Annotated in this window: 12 protein-coding genes; 5 read left to right on the forward strand and 7 right to left on the reverse strand. The window is 66.4% G+C overall.

All coding sequences use genetic code 11. The annotated features are described in order from the left end of the window. Nucleotides 1-21 precede the first annotated feature (21 nt). From rlmB to ACL9RI_RS05460, 3 genes are all read left to right on the forward strand, one after another. Complete coding sequence (rlmB, locus tag ACL9RI_RS05450; RefSeq protein ID WP_183677076.1) at nt 22-765, forward strand: 23S rRNA (guanosine(2251)-2'-O)-methyltransferase RlmB; 744 nt, start codon at nt 22-24, stop codon at nt 763-765. Between the two features lie 194 nt (nt 766-959). Further along, nucleotides 960-1,709: a serine O-acetyltransferase gene (gene cysE / locus ACL9RI_RS05455; protein WP_422725557.1), complete on the forward strand. Its 750-nt coding sequence runs from the start codon at nt 960-962 to the stop codon at nt 1,707-1,709. A 10-nt stretch (nt 1,710-1,719) separates the two neighbouring features. After that, nucleotides 1,720-2,415 carry a YceH family protein gene (locus ACL9RI_RS05460; RefSeq protein ID WP_422725558.1) on the forward strand — a complete coding sequence of 232 codons (696 nt, stop codon included), beginning with the start codon at nt 1,720-1,722 and terminating at the stop codon, nt 2,413-2,415. A gap of 30 nt (nt 2,416-2,445) precedes the next feature. Here ACL9RI_RS05460 and ACL9RI_RS05465 read toward each other — a convergent pair whose 3' ends face one another. Beyond that, nucleotides 2,446-2,862, reverse strand: a complete 417-nt coding sequence (locus tag ACL9RI_RS05465) for a rhodanese-like domain-containing protein (protein WP_422725559.1) — start codon at nt 2,860-2,862, stop codon at nt 2,446-2,448. A gap of 138 nt (nt 2,863-3,000) precedes the next feature. Between ACL9RI_RS05465 and ftrA the strand changes: the two genes are divergently transcribed. Next, nucleotides 3,001-3,978 (forward strand): transcriptional regulator FtrA, encoded by a 978-nt coding sequence (gene ftrA, locus ACL9RI_RS05470; RefSeq protein ID WP_422725560.1) that lies wholly within the window; start codon nt 3,001-3,003, stop codon nt 3,976-3,978. 13 nt (nt 3,979-3,991) lie between these two features. Here ftrA and ACL9RI_RS05475 read toward each other — a convergent pair whose 3' ends face one another. Next, a complete protein-coding gene (locus tag ACL9RI_RS05475) occupies nt 3,992-4,501 on the reverse strand; it encodes a nuclear transport factor 2 family protein (protein ID WP_422725561.1) in 510 nt (169 codons plus the stop codon). Nucleotides 4,502-4,641: 140 nt separating this feature from the next. After that, nucleotides 4,642-5,793, reverse strand: coding sequence for a diguanylate cyclase (locus tag ACL9RI_RS05480; protein WP_422725562.1), 1,152 nt, complete (start codon nt 5,791-5,793; stop codon nt 4,642-4,644). A gap of 322 nt (nt 5,794-6,115) precedes the next feature. Between ACL9RI_RS05480 and ACL9RI_RS05485 the strand changes: the two genes are divergently transcribed. Further along, on the forward strand, nt 6,116-6,943 hold the full coding sequence (locus ACL9RI_RS05485; protein WP_422725563.1) for a hypothetical protein: 828 nt from the start codon (nt 6,116-6,118) through the stop codon (nt 6,941-6,943). Here ACL9RI_RS05485 and ACL9RI_RS05490 read toward each other — a convergent pair. The 4 genes from ACL9RI_RS05490 to ACL9RI_RS05505 all read right to left on the reverse strand — a co-directional run bounded on the left by ACL9RI_RS05490 (nt 6,906) and on the right by ACL9RI_RS05505 (nt 18,915). After that, nucleotides 6,906-8,075 (reverse strand): HlyD family type I secretion periplasmic adaptor subunit, encoded by a 1,170-nt coding sequence (locus tag ACL9RI_RS05490; protein WP_422725564.1) that lies wholly within the window; start codon nt 8,073-8,075, stop codon nt 6,906-6,908. The two genes, ACL9RI_RS05485 and ACL9RI_RS05490, sit on opposite strands and share 38 nt — an antisense overlap. Continuing rightward, on the reverse strand, nt 8,072-10,204 hold the full coding sequence (locus tag ACL9RI_RS05495) for an ATP-binding cassette domain-containing protein (protein WP_422725565.1): 2,133 nt from the start codon (nt 10,202-10,204) through the stop codon (nt 8,072-8,074). The genes ACL9RI_RS05490 and ACL9RI_RS05495 overlap by 4 nt, the downstream gene beginning before the upstream one ends. A gap of 37 nt (nt 10,205-10,241) precedes the next feature. Continuing rightward, nucleotides 10,242-11,558: a TolC family protein gene (locus ACL9RI_RS05500; protein ID WP_422725566.1), complete on the reverse strand. Its 1,317-nt coding sequence runs from the start codon at nt 11,556-11,558 to the stop codon at nt 10,242-10,244. A gap of 130 nt (nt 11,559-11,688) precedes the next feature. Further along, on the reverse strand, nt 11,689-18,915 hold the full coding sequence (locus ACL9RI_RS05505; RefSeq protein ID WP_422725567.1) for a hypothetical protein: 7,227 nt from the start codon (nt 18,913-18,915) through the stop codon (nt 11,689-11,691). Nucleotides 18,916-19,018 lie beyond the last annotated feature (103 nt).

Here is a 19,018-nt window from a genome sequence, read left to right on the forward strand (position 1 = left end):
CGATAGAAGAAGCGATAAACAATGAAGAATAAAATGATTTTCGGCTTCCACGCCGTCACCTCGCGCCTGCGTCATGAAGCGGCGACCGTGGAAGAAATTTTCGTCGACGCCAGCCGCGTCGACGGCCGCATGAAAGACATGATCGCCGCCGCCAAGGCCGCCAATGTGCGCGTGATGCCGGTCGATTCGGCGCGCCTGGACAAGATCGTCGGCACGCGCCGCCACCAGGGCGTGATCGCGTTTGCCTCGCAACTGTCCTTGGCGCGCAACCTCGATGAGCTGCTGGACGCGATCGACGGCCCGCCGCTGCTGCTGATCCTCGACGGCATCACCGATCCGCACAACCTGGGCGCCTGCCTGCGCGTGGCCGACGGCGTTGGCGCCCATGCGGTGATCGTGCCGAAAGACCGCGCCGTGGGCTTGAACGCCACCGCCGCCAAGGTCGCCAGCGGCGCCGCCGAAACCGTGCCGTACATCACCGTGACCAACCTGGCGCGCACCATGCGCGACCTGAAAGAGCGCGGCATCTGGCTGATCGGCACCTCCGACGATGGCGAAAAAGGCTTGTACGAAGCCGATTTCACGGGCCCGACGGCCCTCGTCATGGGTTCCGAAGGCGAAGGCATGCGCCGTTTGACGCGCGACACCTGCGACATCCTGGTCAATATCCCGATGTTCGGTTCCGTCGAGAGTCTGAACGTGTCCGTGGCATCGGGCGTGTGCTTGTACGAAGCCCGCCGCCAGCGTATCGCCAAAGAAGGCTAAAAAACGTCCAGGGCGGCGTTGCATTGCCTCGTCGTACATTCGTACTGCCTTCGGCAACGCGCCTTGCCCTGAACGTTTTACCGTATTTGCTTGATCGGCCGCCTACGCAATGTTGGCGGCCGATTTGTTTTGGTCGCCAGCATTCCCCCGCCGGATACGCTACCATTTGTCTTTCACCTTATCAGTTTTTTATTATGTTCCACCACCTGCGCGAAGACATCAACAGCATCATCGAACGTGACCCGGCCGCCCGCAATGGCTGGGAGGTGCTGACCTGTTATCCGGGCCTGCACGCCATTGTCATGCATGGCTGGGCGCACTGGTGCTGGCTGCGCGGCCTGAAGTGGGTAGGGCGCTTCATTTCCTATGTCGCCCGCATCATCACGGGTATCGAGATTCATCCGGGCGCCGTGATCGGCCGGCGCGTCTTCATCGACCATGGCTTCGGCGTGGTGATCGGCGAGACGGCCGTGGTCGGCGACGACTGCACCATCTACCAGGGCGTGACCCTGGGCGGCACGTCCCTGCACAGCGGCACCAAGCGCCATCCGACCCTGTCGCGCGGCGTCATCGTGGGCGCCGGCGCGCAGGTGCTGGGCAGTTTTACGGTGGGCGAGTACGCCAAGGTGGGCTCGAACGCGGTGCTGCTGAAACCCGTGCCGGCTGGCGCCACCGCCGTTGGCAATCCGGCCCATATCGTGCAAAAGGATATCAACGCCCTGCGCGAAGGCAGCACCGCCCATCTGTTCGCCGCCTATGGCGTCACGCCGAACGGCGACGATCCGCTGTCGAAAGCCCTGCAAGGCTTGATCACGCACGCGGTGGCGCAGGAAGAACGCATCGAAACCATCCTGGCGACCCTGAAGGCGGCAGGCATCTGCTGCCAGGCTGTGCCGGAATGTGATAAATTGGATTCTGAGCAAATGAACAAGCTGGTCGATTAAGGATACATGCATGAATACTGAAGTAACGGCGGATACAAGTAGCGACAATCCCAATCTGCTCGACCCGTTCGAGATTCGCGTGCTGGCCGTGCTGGCTGAAAAAGAAGCGCTCACGCCCGACAGTTATCCGCTGTCGCTCAATGCGCTGACCAATGGCTGCAACCAGCTGTCGAGCCGTGACCCCGTCATGGCGCTTAGCGAAGAAACCGTGTACGACGTGCTGCAGCGCTTGATGCAGCGCAAATTCGTCAACGGCATCACCCAGGCTGGCGCGCGCGTCGCCAAATACGAACACCGCATGCGCATCAAATGGTCGCTGGAACAGGACAAGCTGGCCATCCTGACCATCCTGATGCTGCGCGGCTTGCAGACGGCTGGCGAAATCCGCAGCCGCAGCGGCCGCATCCATGAATTCAAGTCGGTGGCCGAAGTGGAATCCGGTTTGCAGTTCCTGATCGACAAATACCCGCCGCTGGTGGCCAAACTGCCGGTAGCGCCCGGCGCGAAAGAGCCGCGCTACGGCCACTTGCTGGGTGGCGCAGAAGCCTTGGCCCAGATCGAGACAGCGGCCGGCTACGCAGGCGCCGTCAGCGCGCCGCAGCAAGGCAGCCGCGTAGCCCAGCTGGAACAGGAAGTGCTGCAACTGCGCAGCGACTTCGATGGCCTGGCAGCGCAGTTTGAAGCGTTCAAAAAACAATTTGAGTGAAGGCCGCAGGTCGCTTAACAATGTGCCGGATTACGCTGGGCCTTCCTCTGCGCTCATCCGGCTGTCCAAAGCAAATCCCTCATCGATCCAGCCGGTGATTCCTCCCGCCATGATTTTGACGGGGCGCCCCAGCCTGGCCAGGCGTATCGCAGCCCGCGTGGCGCCGTTGCAATGGGGGCCGGCGCAATACGTCACGAAGACTGTGCCGGCCGGGAACTGGGCCAACTTGCTCGCGATGATTTTGCCGTGCGGAAGGTGAATCGCGCCGGCGATGTGGCCCGCTTCAAATTGTGCCGGGCCGCGCACGTCGAGCAGGACGAAATCGTGCTGGCCGCTGGTGAGGGCATGGTGGACGTCCCAGCAATCCGTTTCGAATGCCAGGAGGGATGTAAAGTGGGCCAGTGCACTGGCCGGTGGTGCTGCAGCGATTTCAGTGACGATGGACATGCTCAGACTCCGGGTGGGTTGGGGTAGGCAGATTATCGATGCCATCGCTTTGGCCTGATAGTGGCGCATACGTCAATATGCAGTAATATTGCGCCATGAAAGTCGCGCCATGAAAGCCACGCCATGGAGAATCACGCCATGAACCAGCACCTCGTCGTCGCGCTGGCGTATGACCAGCTGTGCACTTTTGAATTCGGCTGCACGGTCGAACTGTTCGCGCTGGACCGCCCGGAACTGGATGTGTCCTGGTATGCCTTCGCCGTCTGCGCGGCGGAACCCGGCCCCATCCGGGCGGCCGGCGGCATTTCCGTGCTGGCGCCGTTTGACCTGGAGTTGCTGGACCGTGCCGATACCATCATCATTCCCGGCTGGCGCGATGCGGATGAACTGCCGCCGCCTGCCTTGCTTGACAAGATACGGGCTGCCTACCTGCGCGGCGCCCGCCTGTGCTCGATTTGCTCGGGCGTCTTTGTGCTGGCCGCGGCCGGGGTGCTCGATGGCAAGCGGGCCACCACGCACTGGCGTTATGCCGAGCGCCTGGCGCAACGTTACCCGGCGATTGAAGTCGAGGCCGACGCACTGTATGTCGATGCGGGGCAGATCATTACGTCTGCCGGTTCGGCCGCCGGGCTGGATATGCTGCTGCATCTGGTGCGCCGCGATTATGGCGCCAGGGTGGGCAATCTGGTGGCGCAGCGGCTGGTCGTCGCGCCGCACCGCGAGGGCGGCCAGGCACAGTTCGTGCCGCGTCCCATGCCGCTGGATGAAGGTGGCAGGCTGGCCGGCCTGATGGACTGGTTGCGCGCGCATCCGGCACTGCCGCACACTGTGCGCTCGATGGCGCAGCGCGCCGCCATGAGCCCGCGCACCTTGCAGCGCCAGTTCCAGCAAGCCAGCGGACTGGGGCCGGTCGACTGGCTGATACGCGAAAGGGTGGCGATTGCCAGGGAGCTGTTGGAGTCGCCCCACACGCCGCTGGCGCAAGTGGCCGAACTGGCCGGCTTCGGTTCGGAAGAATCGCTGCGCCGGCATTTTCGCCGCCTGGTATCCACCAGTCCGGGCGCTTATCGGCAACGTTTTTGCAGCGGTCTGGAAATATTGCCTGAGGGGCAATAAACCTCGGCTAGTGTTAGCGCGGCTTGCAATTCGTGCGGCTATTGTCGGCGATGCCGGTGATCAGCCAACGGCCATCCTGGCGCACCAGGGTCACGATATCGGTGCCGCAGTGATGCAGTTTGTCATTGAGGAAAAAGTCATAGGGCGTCCAGATCATGGCGATATTGTCGTCTATCTTGACCAGCGGATCGTAGATCGGCTCTTCATACTTGTCCGTGCCGAACGGTATCCGGTCGGAGAAGGCCGACAGCTTCAATTGCACCAGTTTGCCATCGCGTAACAGGCTGGCGCCACCCTCGGGCGTCAGGACTGACTGCATCATATTCTTGTCATGCAGCTTGAGGCCATCGAGCAGCGTGAGCAACGGCGCCAGCACGGCGCGTTCTTCCTCGGTCGGCGCCGCTTGCGCCGGTCCGCTCAGCGCCGCCAGCGCGGTGAGGGTGCCCAGCATGGCGGGCAGCCACTGGCTGCGTTTTCCGGCACTGCGGCCGGTCTGGGTGCGTGGATTCGATAATACGAGCATGGTTGGTCTCCTTTGGTCCAGGAAAATGGTACGGCGCCATCATATGCGATTAATTAGACAGTGGAAAGTATTATCTATATATTATCATTTTTAGTATCTTGTCTGTCATCGCAGCACGCAGTAGCCACCGGGGGAGGGACTCAGGCGGCGGCCAGCACCACCCGCACGCTGTCGCGTCCGCCCCGCTTGGACTCGTACAGGGCCGCGTCGCCCAGGTCGAGCAGGGAGGTCAGGCTTGCCGGCTGCCGCTCGAATAGCGTGCCGCCCACGCTCAGGGTCACCGCCTTGGGGGTGGCAAATGCCTGTTGCGCCATCTGCCCGAACGCTTCGCGCAAGCCGTTACCCAGCGTGACGACACTGTCGCTGCTCGCTACACGCAGCAGTATCACGAATTCATCGCCGCCCAGCCGTGCCGCCAGGGCATCCTGTGGCAGGGCGCTGCGGATGATTTCGCTCAAGGCCACCAGCAGCTTGTCGCCGGCGCTGTGGCCGTGCAGGTCATTGACCTGTTTAAAGTTGTCGATGTCGATCAGCAGCAGGGCGCCGGGGCTGTCTGGTGTCGCCAGTTTCAGCAGTTCAGGGGCGCGCGTGAACAGGGCGCGGCGGTTGTACAGCGCGGTGAGCGGGTCGCGCGCAGCGATTTGTTCGATGCGTTCTTCGCGGCGGTGCCGTTCGGTGCCGGTCATGGACAAGGCGATCAGCATGATCGCAATCGTGCCTTCCACCAGCGAGATCTGGATCACTTCGCCACGGAAGGCGGCCAGATCGACGAAGGCATCGAGCGCCATCGGCACGCCTGCCTTGACCAGATAGAACAGGCCATGCACCAGCAATACATAGCGCAACTGGACTGCACCCACGCTCAGGGATACGCCGTGGGGACGCAACAGGAAGCTGGCGCGCAGGGTCAGGCCGGCAATCAGCAGCGACTGGATAACGAACATCAGCTTGGACCACGCGGCGACATCGGGCAGTAGCAGCATGGCCAGCCAGACCAAGGCAATCAGATACCACGCGCGCGACAGGCGCACTTGCGTGAACCTGGCCACGCCTGCCAGGAATAGCCAGTGGGCGCCGATCAGCAAGCCATTGGCAAACCAGATACCGATCAGCAAAAAACCATGGCTGCGCAATAGCGCCAGCGTGGAACCGATGGTGATGACAGCGAAGCCTGCGCTCCAGAACAGCAGCGATTGCTCGCGCACGCTGCGCCACTCCACGGCCAGGTAAAGCGCGGCAGCAGCGGCCAGGGCGGTCGTGAGTATGAGGATGGTGGAGGGATCGAGTGCCATGAATAAGGGATGCGTGAGCTTGCTCAAACAGACTGATGAAAAGAGGGCGGCTATTTTAGCGCCTTCAAAGCCAAGTTTAGCCCATCTTTGTTAACCAGAAGTACCTGAATTGTATTGCCATCAAGAATAAATATGTCTTATCTGCCACGGTATCGATGCTGGCGGCCGCGTGGCACTTCTTTGGGCGAGGCTAAATCTGCAAGGTGGCTAAAAAATCAAGCACTGACTCAGGATGACGCTACACTGGCAAACATCGGCCTGGTGGCGGCGTGCTCGAAGCTGCACGCCAAGACAACTATTTTCATTATTGATGAGTCCAGCAATGCACGCGTTTTTTGAACACTATCTGCCTGCTGAACCTGCGGCAGCGTATCTGGCGCCTGGCATATCGATGCTGGCGGAAATCTGGTTTGATATCACGGAGGATGTGCAGTCCGCAGTGCAGCGGTGGGAGCAAACGGGTTTCATCAGGCTTGATGTTGCCAGCGAAAACCAGCAGGAACGGGCAACATTTTGTCGCCATGCAGTCAGCATTGCTGCATCGCTCGTCATCTACCGGCCCCCGCCGTCGCCGCCCGAGCCTGTTTATCTTGCGCCTCAATCGATGGCGGCGCGCAGGCAGGCGGAACTTGCTCCCAGGTATGGGGCAGCCACCATCGTCATCGATAATATTCCTGCCGCATCCTCCGCCCACATCGGCCCTAAGGTCTGTCAGGCGGCGCGAGTCAGCCTGGTGCAGACGGCTGAGCTACCAGGCATGCTGGCCACATGGCAAAACAAGGGATTTGTGGTGCTCGGTAGCAGCGATCTGCTCATCAAGAATAATGAGATGGGATTTTCGGAGGGGTTGCGCCAGGCCGCGGTGGCAGCCGGCGCCTCCCTGGCTTTTTTCCAGATCACGCCGGCCAAGGTACGTGCCGTGCAACGCAAGGCGGACGGGCGCATCGATATGGATGCCGTGCGCGCCGATCCGCCAGTCAAAATGTCCCCCGGCGGAAGCAGCGTGCTGCAGCTAGTCTTGCTGGCGCCTGTGTCCCTGCATGCGCGGGAACTTGCCGAAGCAGAGTTTGGCAGCAGTCATGTGCCGATCGGGCTTGGAGAGAGCAGTCCCGTCACCGCTCCCCCAGCGACTCTGAAAACGTCTTGGTGATCGGTTTGGTGAGATAGCGCAGCACGGTCTTGCGGCCGGTGTTGATTTCCACCGTGGCCGTCATGCCGGGCTGGATCAGGATCGGCAGGCCGTTCTTGCCGACCAGGTTGCGCCCGCTGGTCTTGATCTGCACGCGGTAGTACGGCTGTTCATTGCCCTTGTTGTCTTCGCTGAGGGTGTCGGCGCTGATGTAGCTGACGTTGCCGCGCAGGCGCCCGTAGATGCCGTAGTCGTAGGCGTCGAGTTTCACCGCCGTCGGCAGGCCGGGCTTGATGAAGGCGATATCGGCCGGTTTCACTTTGGCTTCGATGATCAGATCGTCATCGGTGGGCACGATCTGCAGGATTTCCTCGCCCGGCTTGGCCACGCCGCCCAGGGTGGTCAGGCGCACGTTGCGCACGATGCCGTCGGTGGGCGCGTAAATGTCGGTCGATCCCAGCTGCTCCTTGCGCTGGGTGACCGTTTGCTGCACGCTGGCCAGGTCTTCCTGGGCTTTCACCAGGTCGGTCTGGCTGTCCTGCAGATACTTGTTGCGCCGGTTCGTGATCTGCGCCTGGATGTCGACTACCTGGCGCCGCAGCTTGAGCACGTCGGCGCGGCTCACATCGCCCGTTTCCAGCAGCGGCAAGTTCATTTCCAGCTCTTCCTTGATCAGCTTCATCGAGCTTTCCAGCGCATTGACTTCCTGCTGCACGGCGCCCTGGCGTTTGTTGAACAGGGTTAGCTGGTTGGCGCGAAATTCCGGATACGCCTGCAGCTCGGGCGGGAATTTCGGCGCGCCGCCAAACACTTCCGCCTGCAGGCGCGCCACGGCCGCCTTCAGGCCGGCCTCCTTGGCGGTGCTTTCCAGGTAGCTCGTTTCGGCCCGCGTGCGGTCGAAGCGGGCCAGCAATTCGCCTTTTTTCACGATGCTGCCTTCATGCACGCGCAGCTCGGACAGCACGCCGCCATCGGCCACCTGGATCACCTGGTTGCGCGAACTGGCGATCACCTGGCCATTGGCGCGCGTGACCTGCTCCAGTTCCGCCCACGACGCCCAGGCGATCACGCCCGCCAGCGCCGCCGTGCAGCTCCAGATCAGCACGCGGCCGCGTTTGGTTTCCTGTTTCGTTACCTGCTTCGCGTCGCTCATGCCACTGCTCCCTGTGCGCTGACTGGTGCTGCTACCGGTGGTACGGCCTGTGGCTTGCCCGACAGCTTGGCCAACACGGCGTCGCGCGGGCCGTCGAGCAGCACGCGGCCCGCCTGCAGCACCACCAGCCGGTCCAGCAGGGGCAGCAGGGCGTTCTTGTGGGTGGTGGCGACCATGGTCACGCCTTCGGCCGCCAGTTCGGCCAGCAGGCCCACGATGCGCGATTCCGTCTTGGCGTCCATGGCGCCGGTCGGTTCGTCGAGCAGCCAGATCTTCGGTTTGGCCAGCAGCAGCCGCGTCACCGCGATCAATTGCCGCTGGCCGCCCGAGACGCCGCGCCCGCCTTCGGTAATCGCCAGCGCCAGTCCCCGCGGCTGGCCCAGTATCAGCTCGATCAGGCCGGTGCGCCTGGCCGCCGCCAGGATGGCTTCCTCGCCGGGGTCGGCCAGTCCGAGCAGCAGGTTGTCGCGCAGGGTGCCGCTGAACAGCCGCGTTTCCTGCGGCAGGTAGCCGACCATTTCGCGCACCACCGGTGGCGCCAGCAGCGCCATGTCGATGTCGCCCAGGTAAGCCTTGCCTTCGGACGGCAGATACATGCCCGAGGCCAGTTTCAGCAGGGTGGTCTTGCCCGAGCCGATGGCGCCCACCAGGCCGACGCGCTCGCCGGGACGGATCGCCAGGTTGTCCACTTCCAGTGCCACCTTTTGCGCGCCGCCGTAAGTGAAGCGGATGCGTTCGAAGCGCAGGCCCGTGTCCAGGCTGCGCGGGGTCAGCGCGAACTGCGCGTTGTCCGCTTCGTTGGGCAGGCTGATGACCTGTTCCAGGCCATCGATCGAGGCGCGCGCGTGCGCCCATTGCACCATCACGCCTGGCAGCTGCACGATGGGCATCAGGGCGCGGTTGCTGATGATGGTGCACGCCATCAGGGCGCCCATGGTCATCTGGTTTTCCGCCACGAACCAGGCGCCCATGGAGATCAGGGCCACGTTGGTCAGCTGCTGGAAGGAGGCGGTAATGTTTTGCGACAGGGCTGCATAGTCGCGGATATTCTGTTCCGCATGGCTGGTCTCGGCCACCAGTTCGGCCCAGCGCGCCTGCATCATCCACTCGGCGCTGCTGCCCTTGAGGGTTTCCACGCCATCGACCGCTTCCACCAGCAAGCCGGCCTTGCGGTTGCTGGCGTTGAGGTTCTTGCGCGTATGGTTCTGGATGGCGCGCTGGAACATCAGGCCGCAGATCAGCGCCAGCGGCAGGGCGATCAGCGGCACCACCACCAGCCAGCCGCCGATGATGGTGATCATGGCCAGGAAGATCAGCGCGAACGGCACGTCCGTCAGCACGAACAGCGAGGTCGACGTGAGCACGCCGCGCACCATTTCAAAGCCCTTGACCTGCGCCGCCAGGGTGCCCACCGAGGCTGGCCGCGCCTCCATGCGGATGCCCAGCATGCGCTGGAAAAACCACTGCGACAGGTCATGGTCGACTTCATTGCACGAATGGTCGACGATGCGGCTGCGTACCTGCTTGAGGATGAATTCGAGGATGATCGATAGCGCCACGCCGACCACCAGCACCCACAGGGTATTGAAGTTCTGGTTGGGAATCACGCGGTCGTACACCTGCATGGAAAACAGCGAAGTGGCCATGGTCAGCAGGGTCACCAGGGTGGTGGCCAGCACGGCGTCGACAAACACGCTTTTCTTGAGCCACAGCGCATCGCGTACCAGGCCCAGCGCACCTGGCTGGGCGCCGCTCTTTTCGCTGCGCCGGGGCAGGCCCACGCAGGCCAGGCCGGCCAGCGATTCGAGCTGCAGCGGGCGGCCGTCCACGCTTTCGCCCTGCCAGGCGCCGTCCGAACCGCGCGACTGCAGCAGCCCCCAGCCGGTGCTGGGGCTGTAAATGGCAAACGGCAGTTCGCCCGGCGTGGGATCGTGCAAGGTGCGCGCCGCGCCTTCCAGCCCGGCCGCCAGCCACACGGCGCTCAGCACGGCGCTGGGGCCGGCGTCTTCACTCACTGCGTCCAGCTGGCGCTGCAGGTCGGCCAGGCGGGCGGCGGCCAGATGCTGGCCCGTCAGCCGCGCGGCCCGTTCGATCAGTGTCAGCAAGCCATGTTTGATGGAGGTATCCACGCTGTCTCCTTTGATGTTCGGTTGCTGTCAGTTGTTATCAGTTGCCGCGCGCCGCGCCGGTGGGCGCCGTGCGCCCAGCCAGGGTGCCGGTCTGGGCTGCCAGGCGCAGGCTGGCGGCAATCGCCTGGGCGCGCGTGTCTTCCAGCGTGAACTGCGCCTGGGTCGCTTCGCGCACCGCATTGAGCACGTCATTCCAGGTCTTGCGCCCGATCACGTACTGGCGCGTATACGATTCGAACACCTGGGTCGAGGTGGTGCTCGCTTCGCCTGCATTGCCCAGCCGCTGGCGGCTCGCTTCAGCCTCGTTCCAGTCCAGCGTGAAGCGTTCGCGCACGTCGCGTTCGGCCGCGTCGTGCGCCGAACGGGCGCCTTCGCGCTTGGCCACGGCCGCATCCACGCCAGCCTTGGCCGACAGGCCGGCGCCCGGCTGCGCCTGCAGCACCAGCATGGCGCGCGGGTGGTTGTCGGCATTGATGCCGCCGGTGGTTTTTTCCAGCCGCAGCAAGACCTTGGGCATATACGCGGAGCGCTGCACGGCGATATCCGAATCGGCTGCCTGGGCCTCGAAATCGAGGCGGCGCAGGGTGGGGGAATAGGCGACGGCCTGGCGCAGCACCCGTTCGAGGGTGGCCTCGGGCAGCGGTTCGGCCACGCCGATGCCGGTGCCCGAGACCACGCGCACCGGCTTGCCGACCAGCTGCGACAGCTGCGCCAGCGCATTTTCCAGCGCCTGGCGCACATTCGAGGCGTCGTTGGCCGCCTGGTACATGCGCGACTCGGCCAGGCGCTGGTCGGTTTGCGAACTGACCGACTGCGTTACGCGGCGCTTGATCATGTCCAGCAGCCGCTGATGTTCGGCCAGGCCTTCATCGGCCGAACGCATGCGCGCCGTCTGGCGCAGCGCCTCCGTGTACGCAGCGATCACGCGCAGCGATAGGCTCAGCCGTTCTTCCTCGATGGCCGAGCCGGCGGCATCGAGCCGGCTGCCTGCCGCGTCGATGCCGGCGTTGATGCGCCCGCCGCTCCACAGGGGCTGGTCGACGCGCACCACGCCGCCCGCTTCCTGCGAGCCGGTGGGCACTTCCGCCGAGACGCTGGGATAGCGCTGCCAGCGCGCGCCTTCCAGGTCGGCCTGCGCGGCCGCCTGGGCAGAACGCTTGCCCTGGATGGTGGGATGGGTTTGCAGCGCCTGCTGCAAGACCTGGTCGAAGGTCCAGGCAGTGGCGCCCTGGGCACCGGCGGGCGGCGCGATGGACACCATCATCAGGGCCGCCAGTACGGCCGTGATCGATGGCAGGAGCCCGGACCAGGCGGTACGGGAGCGATGCAATGCTGGCAGACTGCGTAATCTCATTCGTGATTTTCTGGCCTCGCGGCCTGAAGGTCATTCATGGTCGGCAACCGTTGCCGCAGGGCCAGCGCCTGATTGCGCGCTCCCCCTGCGGTGCTGGTTGCTGGCTTGCCTCCCGTGGCTGGCCGCGAGGTCAGACGTGGAAGTTGGCCGCCGTCAGCTGCGTGATATTCACGCCGCTCAACAGCACCAGTGCCGTGTCGATGGCATGGGCGTTGCTGAGGTCACTGGAGTGGTAGACGGTCACCGCGCCATTGTTTTGCGCATCGGCGATGACGATGTAGCCCTGGCCCGACAACACGCTGCTGTCGGCTGCGATGGCAGAGGCGGCGTCGTGGATGGAGACGGCCGTGCCATCGAAGATGAACAGGTTGTCGGCGCCAAAGTCGGTATGCAGGTTCACGCCGACCGCTACCGCAGGCGTCAGGTTGGCGATGCCGGACAGGTCGATCACGTCGCCGCCAGCCGTTGGTGCACCGATATGGAAGCCATCGAGCACTTGCGGGCTGTTCAGCGCCTGCTGGCTCAAGGCCAGCAAGTGGGCTGCATCGGTCTGGTCGGCGATCAGCTGGGCGTGGGCTGCCGCATCCGCATCGGCCTGTGCCGCGGCTGTCAGCGCCGGTGCATCCGTCAGGTCGGCATGCGCCTGCGCCTGGGCCGCTGCCGCTGCCGCCGCATCGGCCGCCAGGCTCAAGGCATGGGCATCGGTCAGGTCTGCCGTATGGGCGGCGGCCGCCGCTGCAGCGACTGCCGCATCGGCCGCCAGGCCCAGGGCGTGGGCATCGGTCTGGTCGGCAATCGTCTGGGCGTGGGCTGCAGCGGCCGCGTCGGCGTCCGAGATCAATCCCAGGGCATGGGCGTCAGTCTGGTCGGCGATCGCCTGCGCATGCGCCGCCGCCACATCGGCCGCTGCCGCTGCTGCGTTGGCCTGGGCGGCTGCCGTATCGTCGGCATGGGCTGCGGCGGCATTCGCATGCGCCTGGGCGGCGAAGGCCGCCGCTTGCGCGGCTGCTGCATCGTCGGCCTGGGCGGCATGGGTTGCGGCAGCCGAGGCAGCGGCGGCAGCGGCGGCTGTTACCGCCGCATTGTCGGCTGCCACGGCGGCGTTGTAGGCCGCTTGTGCGGTGACGACGTTGGCGGCTGCTTGCGCGGCTGCCGCATCGTCTGCCTGGGCATGCTGCGCCGCCGCTAGCGAGATGGCTGCCTGCGCCTGTGCGGCGGCGGCTACCGCATCGTCGTTGTGGGCCGCTTGCGCCGCTGCCTGCGCGGCGATGGCAGCGGCCGCCGTGGTGGCGACAGCGGCGTCGGCGGCCAGCGCCGCCTGGTAGGCAGCGGCGGCGTTGGCGGCGTTGGCGACGGCGACGGCGGCAGCGTTGTCATCTTGCTGTGCGCTGATGGCCGCGGCCTGGGCGACGGCGGCAGCAGCGGCCGAAGCGGCAGCGACGGCATCGGCCTGCTGGGCTGCCGTGGCGGCATCCTGCGCTACCTGTGCGGCTGCGGCCAGGGTGGCGGCACTGGCGTCATCTGCCACGGCGGCCAGATAGGCGGCATGGGCGTTGGCGGCGTTGGTGGCAGCCACGGTGGCGGCGGCATCGTCGGCCTGGGCGGCCTGGGTGGCTGCCAGCGACAGGGCGGCCCTGGTGGCGGCCGCTGCTGCTGCGATATCGTCGGCATGCGCCTGCTGTGCCGCGGCAGCGGCGGCGGCAGCGGCGGCAGCAGCGGTCGCTGCGGCAGCGCTATTGTTTTGCGCCGTTTGCAGGGCTGCCTGGGCGGCGGCGGCCGTGGCAGCGGCCTGGGCGGCGTGGGCGTCGTCGGCGGCAGCCGCCTGAGCGGCGGCCTGCGAGGCGGCGGCCGTGGAGGCTGCCTGGGCGGCGGCGGCATCGTCAGCCTGGGCTTGCGCCGCGGCAGCATGGGCTGCAGTCGCGTTGGCATGCGCCTGCGCGGCTGCCGCATCGTCTGCCTTGGCGGAGTTCCAGGCAGCGAGCGCCTGTGCGGCGGCAGCGTCAGCCTGTGCGGCATTGCTGGTGAGCAGCTGAATATGGACGACGGCGTCCAGCGACTGCTGCGCCGTGGCAGCGGTGGCGCCCACGGCCAGGCCGATACTGAGCTTATCGATGGCTGCCTGCAGCGCCACATGGGCTGCCGATGCTGTCGCGTCGGCTGCCTGCGCTGCCGTTGCCAGCGCCTGCGCCGTCAGTGCTGCCGCGACAGCGGCAGTTGCTGCTGCGTCATCATTGGCCGCGGCCGTTGCTGCTGCTTGCGCGGCGGTGGCGATGTTTTGCAAGTTGGTTAATACGTTGCCGATTTGCAGAGCATTGAGGAAGTCCTGGGCGGCGGTCAGGACATTATTGGCATTGAGCGCCGCGTTGTCGGCGTTTACCGCAGCCTGGTAGGCGGCCAGTGCGTTTGCCGCATTGGTCGCGGCCAGTGCAGCGGCCGCATCGGCGGCATGTGCTGCCGCTGCGGCGTTTTGCGCCGCCGTCAGGTTGGCGGCAGCGGTCACCACTGCCGCGTCATCTGCCAGGGCGTGGTTGTAGTTGCTGAGTGCCGTGGCGGCGGCGGTAGCGGCGGTGGCGGCGGCGGTAATGAGGCCTTGCGCCGTTTGCGTGGCCGCCAGAGATGCCGCCGCTATCGCGGCAGCAGCGGCAGCAGCGGCATCGTCTGCCTGGGCGTGCTGGGTTGCTGCCAGCGAGATGGCGGCCGTCGCTTGCGCTGCAGCTGCCGCCGTGTCGGCTGCGATGGCGGCCGCTGCAGCCGCTTGCGCAGTGGTAGCGGCGATGGCCGTGCTGGCGGCGGCCGCGTCGTCTGCCAGTGCCGCATTCAGTGCATTCAATGCATTTTGTGCGATGGCAGCCGTGCTGGCCGCCGCTGCATCGGCTGCCTGCGCCGCTTGCGTCGCTGCCAGCGAGGTGGCGGCGACGATCGCCGCTGCCGCTGCCGCCGCATCATCGGCCAGTGCCGAGTTGAGGGCGGCCAGTGCATTTTGCGCCGTCAGTGCGGTGGCGGCCGCATTGGCGTCGGCTGCCAGCGCGGCATTCAGCGCCGCCAGGGCATTCGCTGCGGTGGCGGCGGTAGACGCTGCTGCGGCATCCGCAGCTTGCGCAGCCTGGTATGCCGCTTGCGAGGTGGCGGCGAGGTTGTTTGCCGTTGCCGCTGCCGCGTCGGCTGCTTGCGCTGCCGCGTATGCCGCTTGCGAGGTGGTGGCCAGGGTAGCCGCTGCGGTGGCGGCACTGTCGGCCGCGAGGGCGTTGTTCAGCGCCACCAGCGAGGCCGCTGCCGTGGCGGCGGTCGATGCCGCGACGGCATCATCGTTTTGCGCCGCGACTGCCGCCGCGTGCGACAGCGAAGCGGTAGTGGCCGCCGTGGTGGCAGCCAGCGCCGCCACCAGGTCAAGCGGATGGGAGGCGGAATAAGCGGCCAGGGCGGCGGCGTTCGCGGCGTCGTTGTTGGCGACCGTCGTCAGGGCGGCAGCGTCGGTCAGGGCAGCCTTGGTGGCGGCCACAGTGGCAGCCGTCACGTCCAGCGTATGTTGCGTGCCCAGCGCGACAGCATCCGTCAGGCCTGCCAGTGCGGCGGCAGCGGTCGCCGCCGCGGCATTGGCGGTGGCAGTCACTCCCAGCGCGACGGCGTCCGTCAGGTCGGCCGTTGCCTGGGCTGCCGTGGCTGCCGCTGCATTGGTGGTGGCAACCACGCCGAGTGCGACTGCATCGGTCAGGTTGGCGGTGGCGGCGGCCACGTTGGCTGCCTGTGTGGCGGCGGTGGACACTGTGCCCAGCGCCACGGCATCGGTCAGGGCGGCGGTAGCGGCAGCCGCATTGGCGGCGGCGGTGGCGGCAGCCGATACGATGCCCAGGGCGGCGGCGTCGGTCAGGTTGGCGGTTGCCTGCAGGGCGGCTGCCGCGGCGGCATCGGCCGTCGAGATCAGCCCCAGCGCCGTGGCGTCGGTTTGCGCAGCCACGGCGGCAGCGGCGTTGGCCGCTGCCGTGGCGGCGGCCGATGCCGTGCCCAGTGCGACTGCGTCGGTCAGGTTGGCGATGTTGGCGGCGGCCGTTGCGGCAGCTTGCGCGGCGGCGGCGGCAGCGCTGAGAACGCCGGCGTCGGTCAGGTTGGCCGTTGCCTGCAAGGCTGCTGCGGTAGCGGCATCGGCCGTCGAGACCAGGCTCAGCGCGGCGGCGTCCGTCAGGTTGGCGATATTGGCGGCCGTGGCGGCGGCCAGCGCATCGGCATTCGAGATCGCTGTCAGGGCGGCGACATCGATCCCGTTGGCAGCAGCAGCAGCGGCAGTCGCCGTGGCAACTGCTGTGTTATAGGCTACGCCCAGCAATGTGGCATCGGTCTGGTTGGCCGTTGCGGTCACGCTGGCCAGCACAGTGTTGGCCGTGGTGACGGCGGCATCGAGCAGATTGGCGTCAGTCTGGTCGGCCGTTGCTTGCGCTGCTGCTGCGGCGGCGGCGGCTGCGGAGGAAACAATGCCAAGGGCGTTCGCATCGGTCAGCGCTGCCGTAGCGGCGGCGGCGGTGGCGGCGGTGGTTGCCGTCGTCACGTCCGCAATCGCGCCGGCCAGTATCGCCACGCTGTTGAGCGCCCAGTTGGCGGCGGCATTGGTGGCCTGGGTTGCTGTCGCTGCCAGGGCTGTGGCATCGGTCAGGTTGGCGGTTGCCTGCAAACTGGCTGCCAGATTGGCTGCGTTCAGGGCATTGGCAACCAGCGTTGCCGTATTGCCCGACAAGGCCAGGTCGGCATTGTCGGCGGCAGTTTGCGCCGTGTTGACGGCCAATTGCAACAGGCTGATATTGGGTGATGCGCCTAATCCTGCCAGCACCGAAGCATTGACGGCCAATGCGGCGGCGGCCGAATCGTTATTGGACGTGTTGATCGCCACGTTCAGGTCGAGCAGGTTGAGCTGGTTATGCGCATTTTGTGCGTCGATGACGGCCTGGTTATAGGCCGCTTCCAGCGCCGTGGCGTCCGTCATGTCGGCCACATTTTGCGCATTCGCGGCATTTGTATCTGCAGTGGCGGCAGCGGCAGCCAAGGCCGACGCATCGGTCTGGTTGGCAGTCGCTTGCGCCGCCGCAGCGGCCGCTGCGTCGGCATTGGCTTGCGTCGTCAGTGCTGCTGCATCGGTCAGGTTGGCTTGCGCAGTGGCGGCGGCCGAATTGGCTGCGGCCGTGTCGTATGCCGCCTGCAGGGCAGCGACATCGGTTTGCGCGGCCAGCGCGGCGGCGGCGGCCGCGTTGTTGGCGGCGGTAGCTGCCGCCGCATCGAGTGCGTTGGCGTCGGTGGCGTCGGCCAGCGTAGCGGCAGCTTGTGCGGCAGCGGCGTCGGCGTCGGAAATGGCGGCCAGCGCAGTGGCGTCCGTCAGGGCGGCCTTGGTTGCAGCGGCGTCGGCCAGTTGCTGGGCCGCGGTGTCCGCCTGGCCCAGGGCGACGGCGTCGGTGGCTGCTGCTACCGTGGCGGCATTGGTGGCAGCGAGGGCGGCCGCAGTGGCGGCCTGCTGCAATGCTACCGCGTCGGTGGCGTTGGCGTTCATGGCATCCCATGCAGCCACGCCGGCAGCGGCATCGGCGGCCCTGGTCAGCGCCACGGCGTCGGTTTGCGCGGCCAGGGCGCCGGCCGCATCGGCTGCATTTTGGGCGGCAGTTGCCGCCAGGCCCAGGGCCGTGGCATCGGTGGCGTTGGCCAGGGTGACGGCATTGGCTGCCGTGATGACCGCTGCCGCAGCGATACCGTCGAGCACATTGGCATCGGTCGCGTCGGCGGTCGCTTGTGCGGCGGCGGCGGCGGCGGCGTCTGCATTCGCCGTGAGCGTCAGCGCTGCCGCATCGGTCAGGTTGGCCTGCGCCGTGGCTGCCGCGGAGGCCTGGATGGCGGCGGTCAGGGCGACACTCAGGGCGTCGGCATCGGTGGCCGCAGCCAGGGCTGCTGCCGCCGCGGCATTGGCGGCATCGGCGTCGGAGATCACCGCCAGTGCGGCCGCATCCGTCAGATTGGCTTGCGCCTGTGCTGCCGCTGCCGCGACGTCGGCTGCAGCGGCGATGGCGTCAAGCGCATTGGCATCCGTCAGATTGGCCTTGGCATTGGCGGCATCGGCGTCCGCATGCGCCTGCGCCGCCGCCTGTGCCGCAGCGGCGGCGGCGGCATCGTCGTGCTGGGCAGACGTGGTGGCGGCCAGCGAGGCCGCTGCCGTGGCGGCGGCCTGGGCTGCCGCATTGTCTGCATTGGTTGCGTCGACCGCTGCCGCCTGTGCTGCCTGTGCTGCCGCAGCGGCAGAGGCGGCGAGGGCATCGTCGTTTGCGGCGGCATTGGCGGCTGCCAGTGCCGCGGCGGCGGCGGCTTGTGCCTGCGCGGCCAGTTGATCATCGGTGACTGCCGAATTGGCGGCTGCCTGCGCGGCTGCCGCGAGGGCGGCTGCCGTGGCGGCAGCGGCATCGTCTGCCAGCGCGCTGTTGGCCGCAGCAAGGGCTGCGGCGGCAGCCAGCACGGCTGCATCGCTAATCGTCGTGACAACGGAAGTGTGTGTCGGATCCGTACCGCCCGTGCCACCCGTACCGCCGGTACCACCCGTACCACCCGTACCACCCGTACCACCCGTACCACCGGTGCCACCGCTGCCGTCGCCCTGGCCGCCTGTCGAGCCGCCCGTACCGCCCGTGCCGCCCGTACCGCCACCGGTACCGCCTGTGCCACCGGTACCACCTGTGCCGCCGCCTGTACCGCCGGTGCCGCCACCCGTGCCGCCCGTACCACCTGTGCCACCGGTACCGGTCCCGCCAGTGCCGCCTGCACCGGTGGCGGCTGTCGCGCCGCCGCCACCGGCGGCAGCGGCCACCAGGCCCAGGCCGCCCAGGATACCCAATCCACCGAGCCCGGTCAGGCCACCGGCGGCAGCGCCAGCGCCAGCTCCAGCTCCAGCACCGGCACCGGCGCCTGCACCGGCTACGTCAACCACATGGCCGCTTGGTATGGCTGCGCCATCAGCGCCTGCTCCGACGCCAGCCCCAGCCCCGGCAGCCGTGTTGTTCTCGCTTTGCGGCGTGCCAAGGTCGGTTGCACCGCTGGCCTGGCCCGCGACACCGTTGCCGCCACTGGCCAAGCCTGCCGCGGCAAGCGCCGCTGCGGCCGCTGCGGCGGCAGCCGCGCCATCGGCACCGGCACCGGCTTCGCCGTTAACTTCGACGACGTTTTCTGGAGGCATGGCCTGGTCGGCGTTGAAACCTTGCACCAGTTCTTCTTCATCGCCGCGTTTTGTCTTGTCTGTTTTTTGCGCAGCGCGCGCCGTTGTGTTGCCAGCTTGCACCGTGGTACCTGCGTTGGCTGGATTGACAGGGTTTGCTGCTGGAGTAGGGGTGGTGGCCATTTGAAAATCTCCGGAAGAAGGTAAGTGTCTTGTTAAATTTTTAAATATATTAAAAATTGATTAAATAGAAATTCATTTCCTGGTATTTCCCGGCGTGGCTTGG

It is taken from the genome of Janthinobacterium sp. Mn2066 (assembly GCF_049319705.1).
GTDB lineage: Bacteria > Pseudomonadota > Gammaproteobacteria > Burkholderiales > Burkholderiaceae_D > Janthinobacterium.

Excerpts from the sequence above, each read along its gene's own strand:
- ACL9RI_RS05460 (WP_422725558.1), top strand. The coding sequence starts at position 1,720 with ATGAATACTGAAGTAACGGCGGATACAAGTAGCGACAATCCCAATCTG.
- ACL9RI_RS05485 (WP_422725563.1), top strand. The coding sequence starts at position 6,116 with ATGCACGCGTTTTTTGAACACTATCTGCCTGCTGAACCTGCGGCAGCG.
- ACL9RI_RS05465 (WP_422725559.1), bottom strand. The coding sequence starts at position 2,862 with ATGTCCATCGTCACTGAAATCGCTGCAGCACCACCGGCCAGTGCACTG.
- ACL9RI_RS05475 (WP_422725561.1), bottom strand. The coding sequence starts at position 4,501 with ATGCTCGTATTATCGAATCCACGCACCCAGACCGGCCGCAGTGCCGGA.
- ACL9RI_RS05500 (WP_422725566.1), bottom strand. The coding sequence starts at position 11,558 with ATGAGATTACGCAGTCTGCCAGCATTGCATCGCTCCCGTACCGCCTGG.
- ACL9RI_RS05480 (WP_422725562.1), bottom strand. The coding sequence starts at position 5,793 with ATGGCACTCGATCCCTCCACCATCCTCATACTCACGACCGCCCTGGCC.
- ACL9RI_RS05490 (WP_422725564.1), bottom strand. The coding sequence starts at position 8,075 with ATGAGCGACGCGAAGCAGGTAACGAAACAGGAAACCAAACGCGGCCGC.
- ACL9RI_RS05505 (WP_422725567.1), bottom strand. The coding sequence starts at position 18,915 with ATGGCCACCACCCCTACTCCAGCAGCAAACCCTGTCAATCCAGCCAAC.
- cysE (WP_422725557.1), top strand. The coding sequence starts at position 960 with ATGTTCCACCACCTGCGCGAAGACATCAACAGCATCATCGAACGTGAC.
- rlmB (WP_183677076.1), top strand. The coding sequence starts at position 22 with ATGAAGAATAAAATGATTTTCGGCTTCCACGCCGTCACCTCGCGCCTG.
- ftrA (WP_422725560.1), top strand. The coding sequence starts at position 3,001 with ATGAACCAGCACCTCGTCGTCGCGCTGGCGTATGACCAGCTGTGCACT.